Source organism: Vibrio chagasii, from assembly GCF_002954585.1.
GTDB lineage: Bacteria > Pseudomonadota > Gammaproteobacteria > Enterobacterales > Vibrionaceae > Vibrio > Vibrio chagasii_A.
Window position 1 is genome coordinate 252,000 of the sequence record NZ_MSCI01000003.1, and the last position, 20,927, is coordinate 272,926.

Annotated in this window: 18 protein-coding genes; 15 read left to right on the forward strand and 3 right to left on the reverse strand. The window is 41.4% G+C overall.

Annotated features, from left to right (window positions below; all coding sequences use genetic code 11):
* Positions 1-300: 300 nt before the first annotated feature.
* Positions 301-765, reverse strand: a complete 465-nt coding sequence (locus BTO10_RS21065; RefSeq protein WP_105025724.1) for an N-acetylmuramoyl-L-alanine amidase — start codon at positions 763-765, stop codon at positions 301-303.
* Positions 765-1,133, reverse strand: coding sequence for a hypothetical protein (locus tag BTO10_RS21070; protein WP_105025725.1), 369 nt, complete (start codon positions 1,131-1,133; stop codon positions 765-767). The genes BTO10_RS21065 and BTO10_RS21070 overlap by 1 nt, the downstream gene beginning before the upstream one ends.
* Before the next feature lie 218 nt (positions 1,134-1,351).
* Here BTO10_RS21070 and BTO10_RS21075 point away from each other — a divergent pair, with 218 nt between their 5' ends.
* The 15 genes from BTO10_RS21075 to gpmM all read left to right on the forward strand — a co-directional run bounded on the left by BTO10_RS21075 (position 1,352) and on the right by gpmM (position 18,811).
* The gene (locus BTO10_RS21075) at positions 1,352-2,431 is read left to right on the forward strand and encodes a helix-turn-helix domain-containing protein (RefSeq protein ID WP_105025784.1); all 1,080 of its coding nucleotides are present in this window, start codon (positions 1,352-1,354) and stop codon (positions 2,429-2,431) included.
* 86 nt (positions 2,432-2,517) lie between these two features.
* Positions 2,518-2,838, forward strand: a complete 321-nt coding sequence (locus BTO10_RS21080) for a hypothetical protein (protein ID WP_105025726.1) — start codon at positions 2,518-2,520, stop codon at positions 2,836-2,838.
* A 342-nt stretch (positions 2,839-3,180) separates the two neighbouring features.
* Positions 3,181-4,305, forward strand: coding sequence for a non-hydrolyzing UDP-N-acetylglucosamine 2-epimerase (wecB, locus tag BTO10_RS21085; protein WP_105025727.1), 1,125 nt, complete (start codon positions 3,181-3,183; stop codon positions 4,303-4,305).
* Between the two features lie 17 nt (positions 4,306-4,322).
* Positions 4,323-5,588 carry a UDP-N-acetyl-D-mannosamine dehydrogenase gene (gene wecC / locus BTO10_RS21090; RefSeq protein WP_105025728.1) on the forward strand — a complete coding sequence of 422 codons (1,266 nt, stop codon included), beginning with the start codon at positions 4,323-4,325 and terminating at the stop codon, positions 5,586-5,588.
* Between the two features lie 73 nt (positions 5,589-5,661).
* Positions 5,662-6,810 carry a lipopolysaccharide biosynthesis protein gene (locus BTO10_RS21095; protein WP_146106824.1) on the forward strand — a complete coding sequence of 383 codons (1,149 nt, stop codon included), beginning with the start codon at positions 5,662-5,664 and terminating at the stop codon, positions 6,808-6,810.
* On the forward strand, positions 6,795-8,075 hold the full coding sequence (locus BTO10_RS21100) for an O-antigen polymerase (protein WP_105025730.1): 1,281 nt from the start codon (positions 6,795-6,797) through the stop codon (positions 8,073-8,075). Before BTO10_RS21095 ends, BTO10_RS21100 begins: the two co-directional genes overlap by 16 nt.
* On the forward strand, positions 8,065-9,819 hold the full coding sequence (locus BTO10_RS21105; RefSeq protein ID WP_105025731.1) for a hypothetical protein: 1,755 nt from the start codon (positions 8,065-8,067) through the stop codon (positions 9,817-9,819). Before BTO10_RS21100 ends, BTO10_RS21105 begins: the two co-directional genes overlap by 11 nt.
* A 19-nt stretch (positions 9,820-9,838) precedes the next feature.
* Positions 9,839-10,963, forward strand: a complete 1,125-nt coding sequence (locus BTO10_RS21110; protein ID WP_105025732.1) for a glycosyltransferase family 1 protein — start codon at positions 9,839-9,841, stop codon at positions 10,961-10,963.
* Positions 10,964-10,973: 10 nt separating this feature from the next.
* Positions 10,974-12,248, forward strand: coding sequence for a glycosyltransferase family 4 protein (locus BTO10_RS21115; protein ID WP_105025733.1), 1,275 nt, complete (start codon positions 10,974-10,976; stop codon positions 12,246-12,248).
* Positions 12,232-12,828, forward strand: coding sequence for a sugar transferase (locus BTO10_RS21120; RefSeq protein ID WP_105025734.1), 597 nt, complete (start codon positions 12,232-12,234; stop codon positions 12,826-12,828). The genes BTO10_RS21115 and BTO10_RS21120 overlap by 17 nt, the downstream gene beginning before the upstream one ends.
* Positions 12,821-13,345: an acyltransferase gene (locus BTO10_RS21125; RefSeq protein WP_105025735.1), complete on the forward strand. Its 525-nt coding sequence runs from the start codon at positions 12,821-12,823 to the stop codon at positions 13,343-13,345. Before BTO10_RS21120 ends, BTO10_RS21125 begins: the two co-directional genes overlap by 8 nt.
* The gene (locus BTO10_RS21130; RefSeq protein ID WP_105025736.1) at positions 13,338-14,522 is read left to right on the forward strand and encodes a DegT/DnrJ/EryC1/StrS family aminotransferase; all 1,185 of its coding nucleotides are present in this window, start codon (positions 13,338-13,340) and stop codon (positions 14,520-14,522) included. The genes BTO10_RS21125 and BTO10_RS21130 overlap by 8 nt, the downstream gene beginning before the upstream one ends.
* A gap of 272 nt (positions 14,523-14,794) precedes the next feature.
* Positions 14,795-16,738 (forward strand): polysaccharide biosynthesis protein, encoded by a 1,944-nt coding sequence (locus BTO10_RS21135; RefSeq protein ID WP_105025737.1) that lies wholly within the window; start codon positions 14,795-14,797, stop codon positions 16,736-16,738.
* A gap of 131 nt (positions 16,739-16,869) precedes the next feature.
* Positions 16,870-17,052 (forward strand): hypothetical protein, encoded by a 183-nt coding sequence (locus tag BTO10_RS21140; protein ID WP_105025738.1) that lies wholly within the window; start codon positions 16,870-16,872, stop codon positions 17,050-17,052.
* A 226-nt stretch (positions 17,053-17,278) separates the two neighbouring features.
* On the forward strand, positions 17,279-18,811 hold the full coding sequence (gene gpmM / locus BTO10_RS21145; RefSeq protein ID WP_105025739.1) for a 2,3-bisphosphoglycerate-independent phosphoglycerate mutase: 1,533 nt from the start codon (positions 17,279-17,281) through the stop codon (positions 18,809-18,811).
* A gap of 353 nt (positions 18,812-19,164) precedes the next feature.
* Here gpmM and BTO10_RS21150 read toward each other — a convergent pair whose 3' ends face one another.
* A complete protein-coding gene (locus tag BTO10_RS21150; protein ID WP_105025740.1) occupies positions 19,165-20,901 on the reverse strand; it encodes a methyl-accepting chemotaxis protein in 1,737 nt (578 codons plus the stop codon).
* Between the last annotated feature and the right edge of the window lie 26 nt (positions 20,902-20,927).

Sequence of the window (20,927 nt, forward strand, 5' to 3'; positions counted from 1 at the left end):
TTAGTTCATTGATGGTTATATACCACATGTATGGCCTTTGACTGACTAACCTTATAGTTCGACAACCTTAGCGAGGCCTCTCCTCTACCATTTATCCGTTGAATTAGATTCCCTATCACGTTCGTCCCTCACTGTAGGGAATGATGACTAGTTTTATTAAGTTAATAATCCCACGACTCCGTCATTCCGCCATTCTGTTGCTTTAGAGGCGAGGAACGAAGTATCTGGAATCTGCTTTTAGTCTCTTCGCTCCTCGTTCTCGCGCCACTCACATCTGCTCCTAATCTTTTCGCATCTCGTTTACTCGTATCTCGCATCTGCTCTTAATCTCATCACCGGACACGCCTTATTTACTCCCCAATCTTTATGGCCCTTTACCGCTTTATCTGAAATAGAGAACTGTTCTTGCAACGCCGCCACCAAGCCAAACAGTGCCTTACGTTGCGAAAACGTGAAATTGTCGTCTGGTTGCTGCTTTGCGTCACAGCCACCGATCATACAAACCCCAATATTACTTTTGTTGTGCCCTTTCACATGTGCGCCAGTCTGCGATAGCGGCCTACCTAGCTCTACCTTGCCATCACGACGAATCACAAAGTGATACCCCACATCGCGCCAGCCTCTCTTTTTATGCCAGCGGCGAATGTCATTCACGCCTATGTCTTGCTGTGGTGGCGTGGCGCTGCAATGCACGGTAATAAAAGAGAAAGCCAAACCGGCGGGAAGGTGACACAAAAAGGAACAAGGGGATGAAGATTGACCCATTAATCGCGGCCATTGAGTTCGATGAGTTGCTGGTGGAGTGCGTGACAAAATGCTTCCTCATGTTGTTGTAACCATTGCTGGGATGCAGCTACCTGGCTTAGTTCCGAATTGCTACGTTTCAGCCAAGCACGTTCCACTGTTTTCGCGTAAGCGTCGTGATAGCGCACATAGCGAAGGTAAGTAATGTAATAGCCAAGGGTTTCGCGCTTGCTAGCTCGGCTTATCGCCCAACAAACATCCTCATAGCTAACAGCGTTGAAGCCACAAGGTGCAGGTGGTGCGCTATATGCCGAGTTCTGATCTGAGTAACAGCGAGAGTTAGACTGCGGATAAGGGAGGGAGTAAGAGCAGCACTCTGCACTGGCCATGTTGCCTCGGTAGACGGAAATAAAAAGAGAGAGGTGTTTCCCAAAACACCTGCTTGATAGGTTTGATGTTGCATATTGGTTCGAGCCAATTAACTAAACATCCTTTCTTACAACTTATCTCACGGGCGTTGCGCCCCCAATCCTTAAAAAAGTGTTGTTAATGCTCTGACTATCAATGGATCTCTTGATGAATCAACCGATAACAAGGAGCGTTAATGATGTGTGTTTCTCTCATTCTTTCTTTTATGCCACTGAAAACCGGCTCGCCAATTAGCAAATTGGTACTGTTAAAATTGGCCGATAATGCCGACGCGCGCGGCGTGTGTTTCCCCTCATTAAATTACTTAGCGCAATATTGCGAAGTGTCGCTAAGAACCGTAACAAGACATGTTAACGAGCTGGAAAAGCAAGGTTTTTTACAGCGGATAAAGCGCTTTGATGATTCAGGGCGCCAGCGTAGCAACTTGTACCAACTGCGTGTGCCTGAAGGTTGCCATATTGAACAGCGCGACTTAACTCATGACACCTCACAGCCCGCCACTGTACTGGTAATGGATCCAGTAGCCAGTCACAACCCTAATACGGATCAATCCGACACCCACCAGGAGGCCAACCGATCCAACACGGAGAGTGATCCCCTGGCACACATAATCTCTCACAAAGAACATAAAACAGGGCTGAGCCTAAAAACTAACACGCTCGAGAAGAGTCCCTTAGAGAACACAGTGGTGGAACTAGGAGATACAAGCACAGCGGATACGCACAGTTCGAAGATCACAAGCACTAACGCCAAAAGCTCGGACACCAAGAGCCCAGATGACGCGGTGATTCACCTGCTTACCCAAGAAGGAAGTGCACCGATTTATCACGAGTTCTTTACCATATTAGAAAGCACCTACCCCAGCTTAGACGTACTGCAACAACTGCACGCCATGCAAGCCTGGTTGTACATTAACCCCGATAAACGTAAACCGTTTGAGCACATTGGCCACTTTGTGAATGGCTGGCTAAGAAGAAGTGCGAAAGCCAAAACCAAGCAAGGAGCGTTCACACCAATAAAGCGAACCAAAGGGACAAGGACAATCAAGCGAAAACTGCCAATGCAGCAGGCGCAAGCAAACCTTACGAAAGAACAACCGCGAAGTAACCACTTACCTCACCAGCATAGCCAATCAGCCACAACGCCTGTGGCCCAAGCTCTGGCTGAATACCAAAGTACTAACACCCACAACCCTTTTGAAGCACGCATTAAAGCGCTCATTCAATCGAAAGCGCAGATCAAAGATGACACTGAGTGAAGCCAAGCTCGGCGCAACCAAAGCAGGGAGCTACCAAAACCAAGCAACATAATTGAGAAGGCAATAGAAATAGAGGAAAGCGTAACATGGAAGATACAAGCTTAAAAAAACTGACCACTGAACAGCAAGCCACGCTTTTGGCCAAAGAGGTGGCACGAGTAGAAGGGCGAATTGGTGAATTTTTAAATTTACTGGTGAGCCATTACCCACAAGGCTTAACCCGCACTGAAATCAAAGCACTACTGGCGGTGAACACCAACCCCAGTTTTGTTTCTTTGTACCGTAACGGCAAAATATTCATAGACATAGAGAAGCGCTACTGCGACGCAGCACAAGAAAACCGATACTACATAGGGACACAATACCTGCAAGACGTACAATGTTTTCGCTGGGTGAATGCGTGGTGAGACCTTGGTTCAAATTTCAAACTAGTCAATATGCATACACTTTGTTACAATCTCGGCCTTCAAAAAACCGTATGAAAACCGCATTAGCATAAAGTACGGTGAACATCCCTGATTTATTGCCTGTAGGAGCCAAACCTAAGGGCGGTAGCGTGCCCAAATGCGAATTCATTGTAAGCTCAAGCGAACAAATAGTGTTCTGGGTGCCTATTGGAGCAGTTTTAAGAACGTGAGCAATATCAAGGTTTACAAGGGATAGGCGAGAATCGACTGTCTCAAAATTAGTAAAAATGCCTCAGTACACCTCTAGAGCTGAGGCTCACTTCTCGGTTGGAAATCATATCAATGACTAAGAAAAAAATTCTTACGGTTTTTGGCACACGCCCAGAAGCCATCAAAATGGCACCTCTTGTTCATGCGTTAGTGGCAGATGAGCGCTTTGAAGCAAAGTGCTGTGTTACTGCCCAGCACCGTGAAATGCTTGACCAGGTATTAGAGTTATTTGAAATTACACCTGACTACGATTTGAATTTAATGAAATCAGGGCAAACACTTAACGAAGTTACTGCCCGTATTTTGTTAGAGCTTAAACCTGTGCTTGAGGAATTCAAACCTGATGTGGTTTTAGTTCATGGTGATACTGCAACGACATTTGCGGCAAGCCTAGCGGCTTATTATGAGCAAGTTGCTGTAGGGCATGTAGAAGCTGGGCTTCGTACGGGGAATATCTATTCGCCATGGCCTGAAGAGGGTAATCGCCGATTAGCAGGTGCGTTAACTAAATACCATTTTGCACCTACGCAAACGTCTAAAGAAAACCTATTAAAAGAGAACTTTAACCCAGAAGACATTAGTGTTACTGGCAATACAGTGATTGATGCGTTGTTGATGGTAAAAGATAAAATTGACTCAGACAGTGATCTGAACGCAACACTTGCTGCTCAATTCCCTTTCTTAGATGAAAACAAAAAACTTATTTTGGTTACAGGCCATCGCCGTGAAAGTTTTGGGGGCGGCTTTGAGCGGATTTGTGAGTCGCTTGCTATTACAGCAAAAGCACATCCAGAGACCCAAATTCTATATCCGATGCACCTTAACCCAAATGTACGCGAACCAGTAAATCGTATTCTTGCTGGTATTGATAACATTCATCTTATCGAACCACAGCAGTATCTACCATTTATTTACTTGATGAGCCGCGCGCACATCATTTTGACCGACTCGGGTGGTATTCAAGAAGAAGCGCCTTCCTTAGGTAAACCTGTTTTGGTGATGCGTGATACAACTGAGCGACCTGAAGCAGTTGATGCCGGAACGGTTAAGCTAGTTGGAACGGATGTAAATACGATTACAACGAGTTTACATACGTTACTTACCGATGAAGCCGCATATCAAACAATGAGCTTTGCACATAACCCTTACGGTGACGGCAAAGCTTGCCAACGAATTTTGAACGAATTAGCGAAATAAAACTTTAGGAAATCATAATGTCTTTTGAAACAATTTCAGTTGTAGGCTTAGGTTACATCGGGTTACCGACAGCAGCGATGTTTGCATCCCGTAAGAAAAAAGTCATTGGTGTCGATGTTAACCAGCACGCAGTCGATACCATTAACCGAGGTGAGATTCACATCGTAGAACCTGATTTGGATATGATTGTACACGCAGCAGTAACTGAAGGTTACTTAAAAGCTGTGACTACTCCAGAGCCAGCTGACGCTTTTTTGATTGCAGTACCCACACCCTTTAAAGATTGCGCTGAAGGCGAAATTCCAGAGCCCGATTTAAGGTTTATTGAAGCTGCGAGTAAAGCAATTGCTCCTGTGCTAAAAAAAGGCGATTTAGTGATTCTAGAGTCGACATCTCCCGTTGGTGCAACAGAGCAAATGGCGGAATGGCTAGCTGAAGCAAGAAGTGACTTAACTTTCCCTCAACTTGCTGGTGAAAATGCAGATATCAATGTTGCACACTGCCCCGAGCGTGTTTTACCTGGTCACGTTGTTCGTGAGCTAGTAGAAAACGACCGTGTTATTGGCGGCATGTCAACTCATTGCTCGGAGCGTTCTGTAGAGCTATACAAAACCTTTGTTCAAGGTGAATGTGTTATTACCAATGCTCGCACCGCTGAAATGGCAAAGTTAACAGAAAACTCATGTCGTGATGTTCAAATTGCATTCGCCAACGAGCTTTCTGTTATTTGTGACAAACTGGATATTAATGTTTGGGAACTAATCTCATTAGCAAACCGTCATCCTCGTATTAATATCTTACAGCCTGGCCCTGGTGTAGGAGGCCACTGTATCGCGGTAGATCCTTGGTTTATCGTATCGAAAACACCAGAAGAGGCACAAATCATCCACACTGCACGTAAAGTGAATGATGGCAAACCTGAGTGGGTTATCAACAAAGTGCAACTGGCGATTGCAGAGTTCTTACAAGCGAACCCAGATAAAACAGCACGTGAAGTGACAGTTGCTTGTTACGGTCTGGCATTTAAACCAGATATTGATGACCTTCGTGAGAGCCCGGCAATGGCAATTACACAAAAGATTGCAGAAATGCATGCTGGTCGTGTTGTTGCCGTTGAGCCTAACATTAAAGCAGCTCCCAAAAGCCTTGAGAGTGTTGAACTACTAGATTTTGAAATAGCATCAAAAGAAGCTGATATTCAAGTTCTCCTCGTTGATCATAAGGAATTCAAAGAAAAATCGATGGCTAATGGTATTATTATTGATACTAAGGGCATTTGGTAATATAAGAGCGATAGCACTAAAATAACTTAGTGCTATCCTTTGTTTCTCTAATAGCATTAATGTAGAGTTTAAATTGACAAAAAATATTATAAAGGTACTCTCATCATCTGTAGTGGCTCAGTTTTTGACTATGCTTGTAACTTTGGTCATAATTAGAAGTCTTTCTCTACATGAATTTGCAGACTACAGTTTTTATTTAGGTTTATCTGCAATTGTTTCTGGATTCCTTGCCAATGTTATTAATCGATACATAGTATTTAGCGATACATACAATATAGTGAGGTTTAGTTATCGGTGGGTATATTTAATCAGTGCAATATTATTTTTTGTATTTTTAAATAACAAACAAATCATAATAATATCTATTCTAATTAGCCTGCATATGGTTATTTTTGAAGTTAATAGGACCTACTACCAGAAAAAACAAGACTTCACTAAATATGGTGTATCTCAGGTTTTTAAGTCTATAGCTTTTTTGTTTTTTATCATCCTCCTTTTTTTTATGGAGCAGCTTACAACAGAAAGTTCATTAAGTAGTATCGCTCTCTCTTTACTTTTAGCTAATGTTATTTTTCTTCCTAGTGTTAATAGGAAAGAAATAAGCTTGTTTGGTATGATGAAGGGGGTATTTATTAATAATGCATATTTATCTTTATACTTCATTATCATACCCATTATGTCGCAGTCGTCACAATGGTTTCTTAGGTTTGGTGTTAGTGTCGAAGAACAAGGCTACTTTTCTTTGGCTTTTTATATATATACCATTTCGATGTTAATGGTCGCCTCCATGAAAAAGGTTTTTATTTCTGAATTGGCTAATAAATCTTATACTGAGTGTATAAATGGTATAAAAAAGGTTACATGGAAAATAACAGCTATTGCAGCCTTTTTCAGTTTGCTTACATTTTTAATTCTGCCATATATAGGTTTTATTATTAATAAAGATGTCGAAAATGTTAAGTGGCCATTATTCATATTATTATCCTCAAGTGTCTTTTCTATATTATTAAGCCCGTATTCTGAAGTGTTACAAAAACACCTGAAGTATAAAGATTTATTCTATTCTGGCCTGTTGGCTCTTTCTACAATGTTCCTACTTGGCTTTATTTTGAAGTTTTTAGATAAGGGAAGTGCCGTAAGCTTTAGTATGATTTATCTTATAAGTTATTTTGTTTTGAACTACTCTATTTATATGAGATCTAAGCTATGTACGCATTACTAGCGTTGCTATCTTTCTGTTTTCTTGCATTTTCTGTAACATTTAAAAAACTAAGTTATACCACACCGACAACTTTTTTTGTAATAGCATATGGTTTGCATACTCTCCCAGGTGCTATTTTTTTATCTAGTCTTTCTGTAATTGACGTGTCAGTTGAGGCAAAAGTTTTGGCTGTGATTTGGATATCGATTACATATATAGTATTTGCGATACCATTTTTTGTCTTTAACAATGTTCAATTGAAAGTGAAAAATGAGTTAATGATAACTGTTAATTATAAATTATTGTCTATGTTGTCACTTTTTATGATTTTGGGAACAATTAGTTATATATATTCGACAGGCGCATTTCAAGCTCTTAAATATGCCCTGTCTGGTGACATGGTAAATGCTTATTTTCTCAGGACAAATATAACTAGCAACTATGGTTCGGGGCAGTTTTTGGCTACCTTTCCTTTTCGTTTCTTGGGGCCATTAATTGCTTGTATTGCATATTCATGTTACGTAATAAACAAAGAAATAAAATATAGAAACCTATTCATTTTAGTCACTGCCTTTACTATTTTGCCCTCTATTCTTCTTGTGCAGAAATATTATATAGTTCAGTTTTTAATCATGATTTTTATTACTTATGTTTTTTCAAGAAAGGTTAAAATATCACTTTTTAAATTAGTCATGCTTATTTTCTTTGGGGTGGTTGCAATATCTTGTTTGGTCATTTTCTATAAGGGGTATGTTTGGGATAGGTTGTTTACCACCCCTGTTAATGTTTTTAATCGGATATTTGTTGTAAACATGGATGTTCTATCTGCATATGCCCAGTTTTATTTAGATGGAAATAATTGGTTACTGGGAAAAGCGGTTCCCAATTATGGGGGGATTTTACCATATGATAGGTTTATGGAAACTAGACGTATTTTTGATCTTTATATAGCAAAAGCTGAAAATATAGATGCAGGAATGACTGGTACTGCACCAACAAATTTTTTCGGCAACCTGATGTTAAATTTTGATTATATCGGGGCTGCGGGTATTACCTTTTTTGTTGGTACAATAATAGCCTTAATTTTCAAAGTGATGGAAGTTTATATTAATAAAGGAAACTGTGTAATTTGTGCATTAGCAGCATATTTGACGGTATTTATTGTAGAAATAGGTAATGGTAGCCTTTTCCAAACATTCAATTACATTACATTTTTTAATTTCGGTATTGTTGGTTCTCTTTTTTTTGTTGGTCTAACTCTTAGGTTTAGGAATAATGAGCATTAGGATTTTTGAAGCGATATGTCCAAGGTTAAGATTAGAGTTAAGCAGATTCTATAAAAAGACAATTTGGAAATTATTCCCCGACTACCTTTATTCTAAATCTAGTGGATTCACTGATAGTATTGATACATCTGGGGGGGGGGAGTTTGAATTCCATTGTTGCGATTTACGTAGTAAGGCTTCAAGTTATCTAAACGGTGAGTTTTTCTATTTGATGGAATATAACTTAACTCCTAGTGAAAGTCCTCACGATTGGTTTTTTGACTATAAATCTCAATATTTATGGTCAAATGAACGGTGGTATAAGGATTATAAAATACCACCTAGAGTAGGTGTCGATGTAAAAAGAGTGTGGGAAGTCAGTAGATTTAACTTCTTACCTGTACTTGCATTAGATTATCACCAAAACAATAATATTAGTTCACTTAATGGACTATTAAGTTATGTCTCTTGCTTTAATAATAGTAACAAACCATTTACCGGGATTAACTGGTATTATTCGATGGATGTTGGAATTAGAATTTTTAATTTATTAGTTTCGATGAAAACGATATCCAATCGTGTAAGTGGAAATGAATTAGAAAGTATTAAATTAATGATTTCACACGGTTATTATCATGTGATTAATAATCTTGAAAACTATAGGGGAAGGACTAATAACCACTATCTATGTAATGTTTTGGGTGTATTCTCTTATTTATACGTTGCAAAGCCCACTAAATGTCGTTTGAAGAGTATTAAAAAGTTTTCACTATCCTTTGAACGAGAGTTGCGCAGGCAATTTAATCAAGACGGTTCAAGTTTTGAGGGTTCTTCATATTATCACAGACTTTCCTTAGAGTGCGTTCTGTACACCTACTTAATCATTTATAATATAAATCAAGAGTATAAGGATATTGTTTTTGTAAGTGAGGATTCAAAAAAGATAATATATAAGGCAGTAGTGTATTACATAGAGCTTTCATACAATGGTAAACTCCCCATGTTTGGGGATAATGATTCTGGTGTGATCTTTTCGCTTGCTCTAGAAAATGAACTAATTAATAAAGAAGATAGAAGATACTTACCCGAGTTAGAATCACTAATAAAATGGCTTGGATTTGACAGTGAAAATGAGGTTAAGTACGACTACTCACCTATATTTGAATCTATGTTTCCCTGTAAACCTAATATCGATTTTTCAGAATTAAACTTAGATAATATTACTAAACCTTTTTTAAATACGCCGCTTCTCGAGTTTTCAAATGAAAATTTTATTTATATTGAAGGAAGTAAGCTAATAAAAGTGATGAATTTCCCCGATGCTGGTATTATTGTTATGTCGACATCTAAGGCCAAACTTTACTTTAAGTACACAAATTTTATGGGGTGTCATTCCCATAATGATTTGTTTCAAGTGTCTATACTTTCTGATTCTATAGAGGTTGAAGATAATGGGACGTTTGAGTATTCCTCTTTCAAAAGATTAAATGATATAAATAAATCATACCTACAACATAATGGCCCTAAAGACAAATCTAGTATCTTGGTCGATTACATTGATGGTTATAATATTACCGCTGATGTTGAAATGAGTTTTGGTGCTGCAAAAGCCACAATTAAACTGGGTGATTTTTATTTATCTAGAAGTGTATTTTTTAGAAATGAAGGATTCATGGTGATTGACTCATCTAATTTAGAGATAAAAAAATCAACACTAAATATAGGCTCACATTATCAGTATGGTCATGTGACTAAAATTAAATGATATTTTGGAATTATATAATATGAATGTTTTGATGTTACTAAAATGTAATGGTTTAAAGTATGACGACAGAGTTAGGAAAGAAGCTTTAAGTTTAGAAAAAATTGGTTATAAAGTTTGTATTAATGTTGTAGAAAACGATAACACTAAAGGAAGTGGATTTATATTCTCTGAAAGAATTAACTATATAAAACATAGTTTAATTACGAGAAGGTTTATTCCTGGGAATAAACTCTTGTTTGTGAAAATGCTTGAGCTTTTTTTTAGAGTTCTTCCTTTAACTTTAAAAAAGAACACAATAGTTTGGTTGCATGATCCGATTATGTTTGTTTTTGTGCCTTATTTTTATTTTATAAAGAAGCTCGGTCTTGTTGATAAAATAGTATGGGATCAACATGAGTTGCCTCCAGAAAAGTTTTTAAACTCTAAGCTCCTGCAGCCTTTATATAAGTTTTCAATGAGCTTAGCTGATGTAAAGATTCACGCTAACGAAGAGCGGGCTTTATATTTGAATAATAAAATTGAAAAAGAGTTTGACTATGAAGTCCTACGTAATTTTATAGATGAAGATTTTCTCAGTGAGGAAGTTATGCCTCTTGAAAATGATGTGGCCAGTTGGCTTAGTCAAGATGAGTATTATTTGTTGCAAAGTGGTGCCTATGAATCCAGGAACTTTTCAAACGTGGTTTCAGCTATTTGCAATAAGATCAAAGCTAAGTGCGTAGTTGTTGGCGGGTTTGACACAGAATATATTTCTAAATTAAGAAGCTCTTACTCAAATTTTGATGATTACTTCTTTCTTGTTGGCATGGTCGACCAGATACGTCTGGTTGATTATATTGAAAGAGCTAAAGCTAGTGTGATTTTTTATGATGATAAAGAGGTAAACTCCTTATATTGTGAGCCTAATAGATTATATCAGGCAATCGGGCGTGGTTGTCCAGTTATTGTGGGGAACAATCCTACGATGAAAAATATAGTTGAAAGGTTATCTTGTGGTGTTGTTGTAAGTGACTCAGGGAATTCACCAGAAAATATAATAACTGCGTTTTTGGCCTTCACTCACTCGGATGTATGTGTAACGCGAGAAGCAAAAAAAGAGTTTGTTTGGTCAGCACAATCCAACGTATTTTCTCAATTTATGTAGGGTAATTTAGATGAAAGTTCTATATTTCCATCAACATTTTTCTACCCCTAAAGGGATGATAGGAATTCGTTCTTATGAGATGGCTAAGCGATTAGTTCATCATGGACATAATGTGACTATAGTTTGCGGTACTTACGGCGGTGGGGAGACTGGATTAGATTCGACATTTGTTTCTGGCAAACGAGAAGGTATCGTCGATGGCATGCGTATCATTGAGTTTGATTTGGCTTACTCAAACTCAGATGGCTTTTTAAAGCGAACCATGACGTTTGTGAAATTTGCCTTGAAAAGTATTGGCCTTGCCTTTACTGAAAAATACGATGTGTTGTTTGCAACCACAACACCCCTGACAGCGGGCATTCCGGGTATCTTTGCTCGCTGGTTGCGCGGCAAACCATTTGTCTTTGAAGTGAGAGATTTATGGCCAGAACTGCCCAAAGAAATGGGAGTAATTAAAAACCCAGTCATTCTTAGTTTGATGTCGTTTTTAGAATGGGCATCTTACCGAAGCGCTCATCGTTGTATTGGTTTATCGCCCGGCATTGTTGAAGGCATCAAAAAGCGTGGCGTGGACGAAAATAAAGTAGCCATGGTGCCGAATGGTTGTGATTTGTCAATTTTCAGCCAACCAACTAAGCCTTGGCGCCCAGAAGGTGTGAAAGAAACAGATTTGATGGCGGTTTTCACAGGAACTCATGGGGTTGCAAATGGCCTTGATGCCATTTTAAATACCGCAGTAGAGCTACAGAAACGTGGTCGAGAGGACATTAAGCTAGCCTTAGTGGGACAAGGTAAATTAAAGCCAGAATTGGAGAGAAGAGCTAAAGAGCTCGAATTGAACAATGTAGTATTTCACCCTCCTGTAAATAAGCAGAAGTTATCTGGTTTGATGGCAAGTGCAGACGTTGGCATGCAAGTACTGGCGAATATACCTGCGTTTTATTACGGCACATCGCCTAATAAGTTTTTCGATTATATTTCTGCGGGTCTACCAGTTATTAACAACTACCCGGGTTGGTTGGCTGGAATGATTGAGCAAACGCAATGCGGATTCGCGGTTCAGCCAGAAGACCCAATTGCTTTCGCTGATGCCTTAGAAAAAGCCGCCAATCAAAGAGAGGCCCTTACCTTGATGGGAGCCAATGCACGCCAACTTGCAGAAAGTCAATTTGACCGCGCGCTTTTGGCTGATAAATGGGTTGATTGGGTGACTGGCGTTAATGCTGAAGGGGGGAATGTGATAGATTGCCGTGCCTCAGAGGTAAAAGATGAAAAGACTGTTTGATTTTTTCGCGTCTCTTGTCGCGCTTATTCTGTTATCCCCAATTATTGCTCTAGTCGCTTGGAAGGTTCATAAAAATCTTGGCTCTCCGGTTCTATTCTGTCAAACCCGACCGGGCTTAAAAGGAAAACCTTTTGAAATGGTGAAGTTTCGGACTATGAAGGATGCGGTGGATCAACAAGGGAATCCGCTTCCGGATTCTGAGCGTATGACTCCCTTTGGCGATAAGCTAAGAAACAGTAGCTTAGACGAACTTCCAGAACTATGGAATGTGTTAAAAGGGGAAATGAGCTTAGTGGGACCTCGTCCATTACTCATGCAGTACCTACCGCTTTATAGTAAGGAACAATCAAGACGCCATGATGTTCGTCCTGGTGTAACTGGCTGGGCTCAAATCAATGGCCGAAATGCAATCAGTTGGGAAGAAAAGTTTAAGCTCGATGTGTGGTATGTCGATAACCGTAACCTTTGGCTGGATATCAAAATATTATGCCTAACGGTCAAAAAAGTTTTTATCAAAGAAGGTATTACCTCCGAGGGGCATGTAACTGCAGAAGCATTTAAAGGTACTCATAATGATTAAAGGCACAATATATAGTTTAGCTAAGGTAGTTGGCTCAAACAATTTATCTCTTGGTGAAAAGAGCCAGGTTGATGACTTTTGCTTCATAAATGCGGGCAAAAAAACTGAAATAGGGCGCAATGTCCATATTGCTTCTTTTTCCACAATTGTTGGTGGTGGCGAGTGTGTTATAGGTGATTTTGCAGGTTTAAGCGCAGGCTGCCGTGTAATTACTGCCAGCGATGATTTTTCTGGTCCATATTTAACAAACCCTACAGTTCATCCTGATTTCACTAATGTCAAATCTAGTAAAGTCGAGATTGGTCGTCACGCAATAATTGGTACCAACAGTGTTATCTTTCCTGGAGTAACTATTGGTGAAGGATGTGCGGTAGGTGCAGGTGCTGTTATTCGTAAAAACTTGAAAGCTTGGACTGTTTACGCAGTAATTGATGGCAAACTAAAAGAATTGAAAAAAAGAGATAGCGAAGCTGTACTAAAAGCTGAGCGTAAGTATTTGGAAAGTGAACATGCTTAATACACCATTTTCTCTATGGCCCTCTTTTACTCAAGAAGAGGCAGATGCAGTGAGCCGTGTGCTACTGTCAAACAAAGTAAACTACTGGACAGGTAACGAGTGTCGTGAGTTCGAAAAAGAGTTCGCGGCGTGGGCTGGTTGCGAGTACGCGATTGCTCTTGGTAATGGCACACTTGCACTCGATGTGGCATTGAAAGCTTTGGGTGTTGGTGCGGGGGATGAAGTGATTACCACCCCAAGAACGTTCCTTGCTTCCGCTTCCTCAATTGTGACTTCCGGTGCCGCCCCTGTTTTTGCGGATGTAGACCTAAATAGCCAAGCGATCACGGCGGAATCGATACAAGCGGTGCTCACGCCAAAAACAAAAGCGGTGATTGTGGTGCACCTTGCGGGTATGCCAGCAGAGATGGATGCCATTATGGCGCTGTCAGAACAGCACGGTTTCTACGTAATTGAAGATTGTGCTCAAGCACATGGCGCGAAATACAAAGGCCGTAGTGTAGGGACTATTGGTCATATTGGTGCGTGGTCTTTCTGTCAAGATAAGATCATGACGACAGGCGGCGAGGGCGGCATGGTGACAACCAATGATAAGGCGTTATGGTCAACCATGTGGTCGTACAAAGATCACGGCAAAAGTTTCGATGCGATTTACAATCGCGAGCACCCACCGGGCTTTCGTTGGTTACACGAATCTTTCGGCACTAACTGGCGCATGACAGAAATGCAAGCTGTAATTGGTCGTATCCAGCTTTCTCGCATGCCAGCGTGGACAGCGCAGCGCCAAGTGAATGCTGCAAAAATTGATGAAGCGGTTGCAGACCTTAGTGTGGTTCGCCGAGTTGAAGTGCCGGAATACAGTGAGCATGCTGAGTACAAGCATTATTTGTTTATCGAGCCTCAGAACCTTGCTGAAGGGTGGACACGAGATCGCATCGTAGAAACCATCGTTGAGCGTGGTGTTCCAGCTTATCAAGGAAGCTGCTCAGAAGTGTATCTAGAGAAGGCGTTTGACAATACGCCTTGGCGACCAGAGCAGCGATTGATCAATGCCGTGACTTTGGGCGAAACAAGCTTGATGTTCCTTGTGCACCCAACCTTAACGGCTGAAGAAGTGTCTAAAACGGCTCAAGTGATCCGAGAAGTGCTTTTAGAAGCTCAGTGTGAGTGTTTGTGATTTAGATAGCCCTATACTCTCTTAGCGCTATTCACTAAAAGCTTACAGTTTGGTTAGGTAATACACCTGACTGTAAGCTCTTTATTTAGCTGCTTTTATTTTTCTTCCCCATGAGTTACCAACGCTAAATACTATTAAAAATTAGTGGAAGAAAACTTAAGGCTAAGTTCACCTCCTCTGTGCAAACTCTACCGCTACAAAGGCTTATTCAATATCTCTAACTCAACACCTCCTGTGTCGTTATAGGTGTGTTAACTAATAAGAATAAATTCATGCAACGTCTAAACTTCATATGGCACCTTTCTCGTTTTAAAAAGCGGGTTATCAGCGTTTCTATTGATACATTGCTTATCGTCCTTGCCCTGCATGTTGCTTTGTGGACAAGGCTAGGTGATTTTCAATTTCTGATTGATGGCGATAATTTATTACTAATAGGACTAACAGTAATAACGACGGTAGCCATTTTCACTAAAACAGGGCTTTACCGTGCCGTCCTTCGCTACCTTACTTTCCAGGCACTGTTTGTAGTAACGGCTGGTGCGTTATTATCGGCAATATCATTGGCCGTTTTTGCCTATTACTTACAAGAACCAATCCCTCGCACAGTGCCTATTATTTACTGTGCGTATTTAGCCTTGTTGTGCGGCGGCTCTCGTTTGGTCGTTCGCAACCTTGTGGCGACAACGTCTCCGTTGAAAGATTCACGTGAGGAAGTATTAATTTACGGCGCGGGTTCTGGTGGTCGGCAGTTGGCTGTCGCACTTAGGGCTTCTGATCACTATCGAGTACGTGCGTTCATTGATGAAGATAAAACGCTGACTAATACAATGATTTTAGGTCTGCCTGTTATTGATTTAGGTAAGGCGGAAGGGTTGATTGAGAAGCACGACGTCTCTAAGATCTTGCTCGCCATACCTAGTGCTTCTCGCGCTCGTCGTAAACAAGTGTTGGACTTGTTGGCACCACTACCCGTAGAAATTCAAACCGTACCAGAAATGGCGGATATTGTCTCAGGCAAAGCGAAAATCGATGAGCTTACCGACGTTCCTATTGAAGATTTGCTAGGCCGTGATGCCGTTACTCCTCAGCAATCCCTGATGGAAGCTAACATTAAAGATAAAGTGGTAATGGTCACCGGTGCTGGCGGCTCTATTGGCTCTGAGTTATGTCGTCAAATTCTCAAACAACAGCCAAAAACATTAGTGCTTTTTGAAGTGTCTGAGTTTGGCTTGTACCAAATTGATCGTGAGCTTTCCCTAGTGAAAGAAGAAAAAGGTTATGAAGTCGAGATCGTTCCGCTGCTAGGTTCAGTACAACGACCACATCGATTATTAACCTCAATGCAGTCATTTGGTGTACAAACGGTTTATCATGCTGCCGCTTATAAGCACGTCCCGCTTGTCGAGTACAACGTGGTCGAGGGGGTGCGCAACAATGTTTACGGTACTTACTATACCGCTAAAGCTGCGATCGAGGCGGGGGTTGAATCATTTGTGCTGATCTCGACAGACAAAGCGGTACGCCCAACCAATGTGATGGGCACCACCAAACGTATGGCGGAGCTTGGCTTACAAGCTTTGGCTGAGCGAGAGAACCAAAAAGAGCACGGCACACGTTTCTGTATGGTTCGCTTTGGCAATGTGCTTGGATCTTCAGGTTCGGTCATTCCTCTGTTTAAAAAGCAAATTAAAGCTGGTGGCCCATTAACCGTTACTCACCGTGACATCACCCGTTTCTTTATGACCATTCCTGAAGCCGCACAACTGGTTATTCAAGCGGGTGCAATGGGCAAAGGTGGCGATGTATTTGTTCTTGATATGGGGGAGTCGGTCAAAATTACAGATCTGGCTGAAAACTTGATTAACCTTTCAGGGCTTTCTGTTAAAAATGAAGAGAACCCTCATGGTGATATTGAGATTAAGTTTTCAGGTCTGCGCCCTGGTGAGAAGCTCTATGAAGAGTTGTTGATTGGCGATAACGTATCTCCAACCGCTCATGAGCGCATTATGACAGCACAAGAAGTGTTTTTACCGATTAACGAATATGACACGCTTCTTGAGTCTTTGGACTTCGCTTGTCACAACCTACAGCATGATACGATTCGTCAGCTTCTTCTTGATGCGCCAACTGGTTTTAAGCCGACAGATGGCGTTGGGGATTTGGTTTGGAATGCTGCTCAAAACAAGCAAGAGTTCCTTCTCGAACCTAGAGTCTAGAGGTGATATTGGATTCTGTTATGTAGATTATGACCTCCTGTTAGCCGGTTTTTTTACACAAATCTTTCGAAAACGTTATGTTTATTGTCCATAATTACTGTGATCTATGACTCAGATATGAGGCGGTATTCATGATAATCGATCTTTCGTCTAATCAAGAAATTGAGGAAAGCTTGGATCAAATATTGTGGGATGACTTTAGCTTTCAGTATTTTACTAACAAAACCACAATGATAGACCAGCCTTTGGTACGTCACCTTAAGCCAAATGACGAGAATGAAGAGCATGAAACTGAGGTTGACCTTCTGCACTAAAGAGCTATCAAATTATTGTTATTAAGCTTTCTGAATCTATATTGTGGGGATATAAACGTTCATATCCCTACTTTACTCCCTCCTAAAATGACATTTTTTTTCACATCCGATCGGCCTACCTGAGACGTTTCTTGATCTTCCACTACAGTTTTGACTGTAAACTGTAGTAAAATTACGCTAATTTGTTTTTATACCGATTTATTTTGAATTGAACGAGGTCAGTCCTATGTCAGCTAAGAAGCCAATGGCTCTAGTGATCCTTGACGGTTACGGTTACCGTGAAGACAACCAAGACAACGCTATCGCGAACGCTAAGACACCAGTATTAGACGGTCTTATTGCTAACCAACCTAACACGCTAATCTCTGCTTCTGGCATGGATGTAGGCCTACCGGATGGCCAAATGGGTAACTCTGAAGTTGGTCACACTAACATCGGTGCTGGTCGTGTGGTATATCAAGATCTTACTCGTATCACTAAGTCAATTGCAGACGGTGAATTCGGTCAAACTGAAGCGCTAGTGAATGCTATCGACAAAGCTGTGAAAGCGGATAAAGCGGTTCACATCATGGGTCTTATGTCACCAGGTGGCGTTCACTCTCATGAAGATCACATCTACGCAGCCGTTGAAATGGCAGCAGAGCGTGGTGCAGAGAAGATTTACCTACACGCATTCCTAGATGGCCGTGATACGCCGCCACGTAGCGCTGAAAACTCTCTACAACGCTTCCAAGACCTGTTCGCTAAACTAGGCAAAGGTCGTGTGGCTTCTTTGGTTGGTCGTTACTACGCGATGGACCGCGATAACAACTGGGATCGCGTTCAAACTGCATACGAGCTGTTAACTGAAGCAAAAGCAGAGTTCACATTCGACACTGCAGTTGCAGGCCTAGAAGCCGCTTACGCTCGTGACGAAAACGATGAGTTCATTAAAGCGACTGAGATTAAAGCAGAAGGCGAAGAGTCTGCAGCTATCGTTGATGGCGATGCGGTTATCTTCATGAACTACCGTGCCGACCGTGCTCGTCAAATCACTCGCACATTCGTTGCTGATTTCGATGGTTTTGAGCGTAACGTATTCCCAGCAATCGACTTTGTGATGCTGACTCAATACGCTGCTGATATCCCACTGCTATGTGCATTCCCACCGGCTTCTCTAGAGAACACTTACGGTGAGTGGTTATCTAAGCAAGGTAAAACGCAGCTACGTATTTCAGAAACAGAGAAATACGCGCACGTGACTTTCTTCTTCAATGGCGGTATCGAAGATGAGTTTGAAGGTGAAGAGCGTCAACTTGTTGCTTCTCCAAAAGTAGCAACTTACGACCTACAGCCTGAAATGAGCGCGCCAGAGCTAACTGAAAAGTTAGTTGCAGCAATCAAAGGTGGCAAGTACGACGCTATCGTTTGTAACTTCCCTAACTGTGACATGGTTGGTCACACTGGCGTTTACGATGCAGCAGTGAAAGCCGTAGAGTCTCTAGACGAATGTCTTGGTAAAGTGGTTGAAGCAATTCAAGAAGCTGACGGCCAACTGCTTATCACAGCAGACCACGGTAACGCAGAAATGATGGTTAACCCAGAAACGGGCGGCATCCACACTGCACACACTAATCTACCAGTACCACTTATCTACGTAGGTAACAAAGACGTTGAGTTCAAAGAAGGCGGTAAACTGTCTGACCTTGCACCAACAATGCTATCTCTAACGGGTACAGAAATTCCGGCTGAAATGTCAGGTGATGTTTTAGTTAAGTAACTTTTAACTGCCATCGAATACCAGAGCGGCTGCACGCGAGTGTGGCCGTTTTTTTGTATCTGGATCTTGAAGAATAGATGCGAGATACGGGTAAACGAGATAAGAAAAGCTTAGGAGCAGATGCGAGGTGCGAGTAGACGATATGAGAATAGCTTTAGAGCGAGTGCTTGATTAGAGTCAACAGGATGAGAAGTTATGAAGAGTGGGGCGAGATTCCGCAGCCAATTTAAGAATAATCGGCCTGGTAGCTTAGGTAGGTTTGATTCACTCACCTTTCTGCACCAATAAAAATTTGCGCCAAGAAAAACGCCATCGTATGTCACGATGGCGTTTTAGTGTGTCGTTCACCCGTGTTATTGCACTTTAAACCGTGAAATGACATCACCCAGACCGGTGGAGGTGGCTTTCAGTTCGTCGCTGACTGATGTTGTTTGCGAGGCGTTTTCGTTGAGCTTACGAATGAGCTCTTGAATTGCGCTCATATTACGGCTGACTTCTTGAGTCACATGACGCTGCTCTTGAGCCGATGTCGCCATCAAGGTGTTAAGATCATTAATCTCGACAACAGAATCGGTGACGATGTTTAAAGAGTCCATGACCTGGTTAGTACGATCTACCGTTTGTTGACAACTTGAGTGCGTTGAGGCCATTTCATTGACGACATTATCGGTCGTAGACTTCAATTTCTCTAACATTTCATTAATTTGAGAAGTGCTTTGCTGTGTTCGAGCAGCGAGGGCACGTACCTCGTCAGCGACGACCGCAAAACCACGTCCTTGCTCCCCGGCACGAGCGGCTTCAATCGCAGCGTTTAAGGCTAACAGGTTTGTCTGTTCTGCGATGTCACCTATCACTTGTAACACAGAGCTGATCTGCTTGGTGTCTTCGTTCATTGTTCCAATGGTCTCAGACATAGAGGCAGCTTGTGTGACCATATCACTGACGCTTTGTACTGCGCTTCCAACAGCACGCTTCGATTCTTCTGCGTAGCGATTTGTGCGGTCAGTCAGCTTAGCGGCATCGTCAGCGCTGTTCGCAATAGAGTCTGCCGTTGCGCTCATTTCTTCAATAGCAGTGATGGCTTGTTCGGATTCAATGGTGTGTTGATCTAGAGTGCTACTATTGTTGTGCGACTGTTTGGCAAGCTCATCAACCGCGTGGTCGATATGTGCAGATGAATGAGACACATCAACAAACATTTTCTGCAGTTGAGCAATAAAGAGATCGATTGATTGTGATATATGGCCTATCTCATCTTTGCTGTCGATATTGAGCCTTTGCGTTAGGTCACCGTTGCCGTTGGATAGGTCACCGACTAATGTCTTCAATTGCTCAAAAGGCCTAAAAGCAAAGTGGAGCAAAACAATACTACCCAGGATAATGGTCACACCCGTGATTAATAGCGCTAATGTAATCATCCAATTTAGCTTGTCTGTTTTCGCTTGAATGTTACTTTGGTCAATGTACCCAATGAGCTGCCACTGGCTATTACCGAATGAGATATTTCGCTTTATCGGCGTTAATTCACTGCCGTGCGTATTATTGTAAATAACAGTCCCATCACCTATCAGTTCCGCGAAGCTTCCCTCTGCCGCAAGCCCAACGATGATCTTTGTCAATGCAGCTAGATCGTAAGTGAGAAAATCAACAGAATCGTCAAATCTTTTAATGGAGAAAGTGATGTATGAGGTGCTGTCTTTAACAGTGATTGGACTAATACTGAGTTTCTCAGTTTGTGTCTCAGCAGCGTTAATAAAATACTGAGCCTCTTCTTCACTGATGTTGCCCGTATCATCGAACGCGTAACCGTTGACGATTTTCACAATTTGAGCAAAACCAGAGGCCTCTTTGGTATCCGCAATGTCCATCATACTGAAGTTGAGATTGGTGGCTTGCGTCACTTTGCTATTGAGTTCGGCTTCGATCTTTTCGCGGGTGATGTCAATAACATGGGTGATGTTCTTAATATCTGATTGATTAATGTAATGACTTATAAAGTGGTTGACGCTGAGGTAGGAGATAAGTGTCGTTGTGGTGATGATCGCAACGATCAGTAACACGAGTTTATTCTTAAACGAAAGGTGAGTCATATAACCTATACATCCTTGTAAGTGAC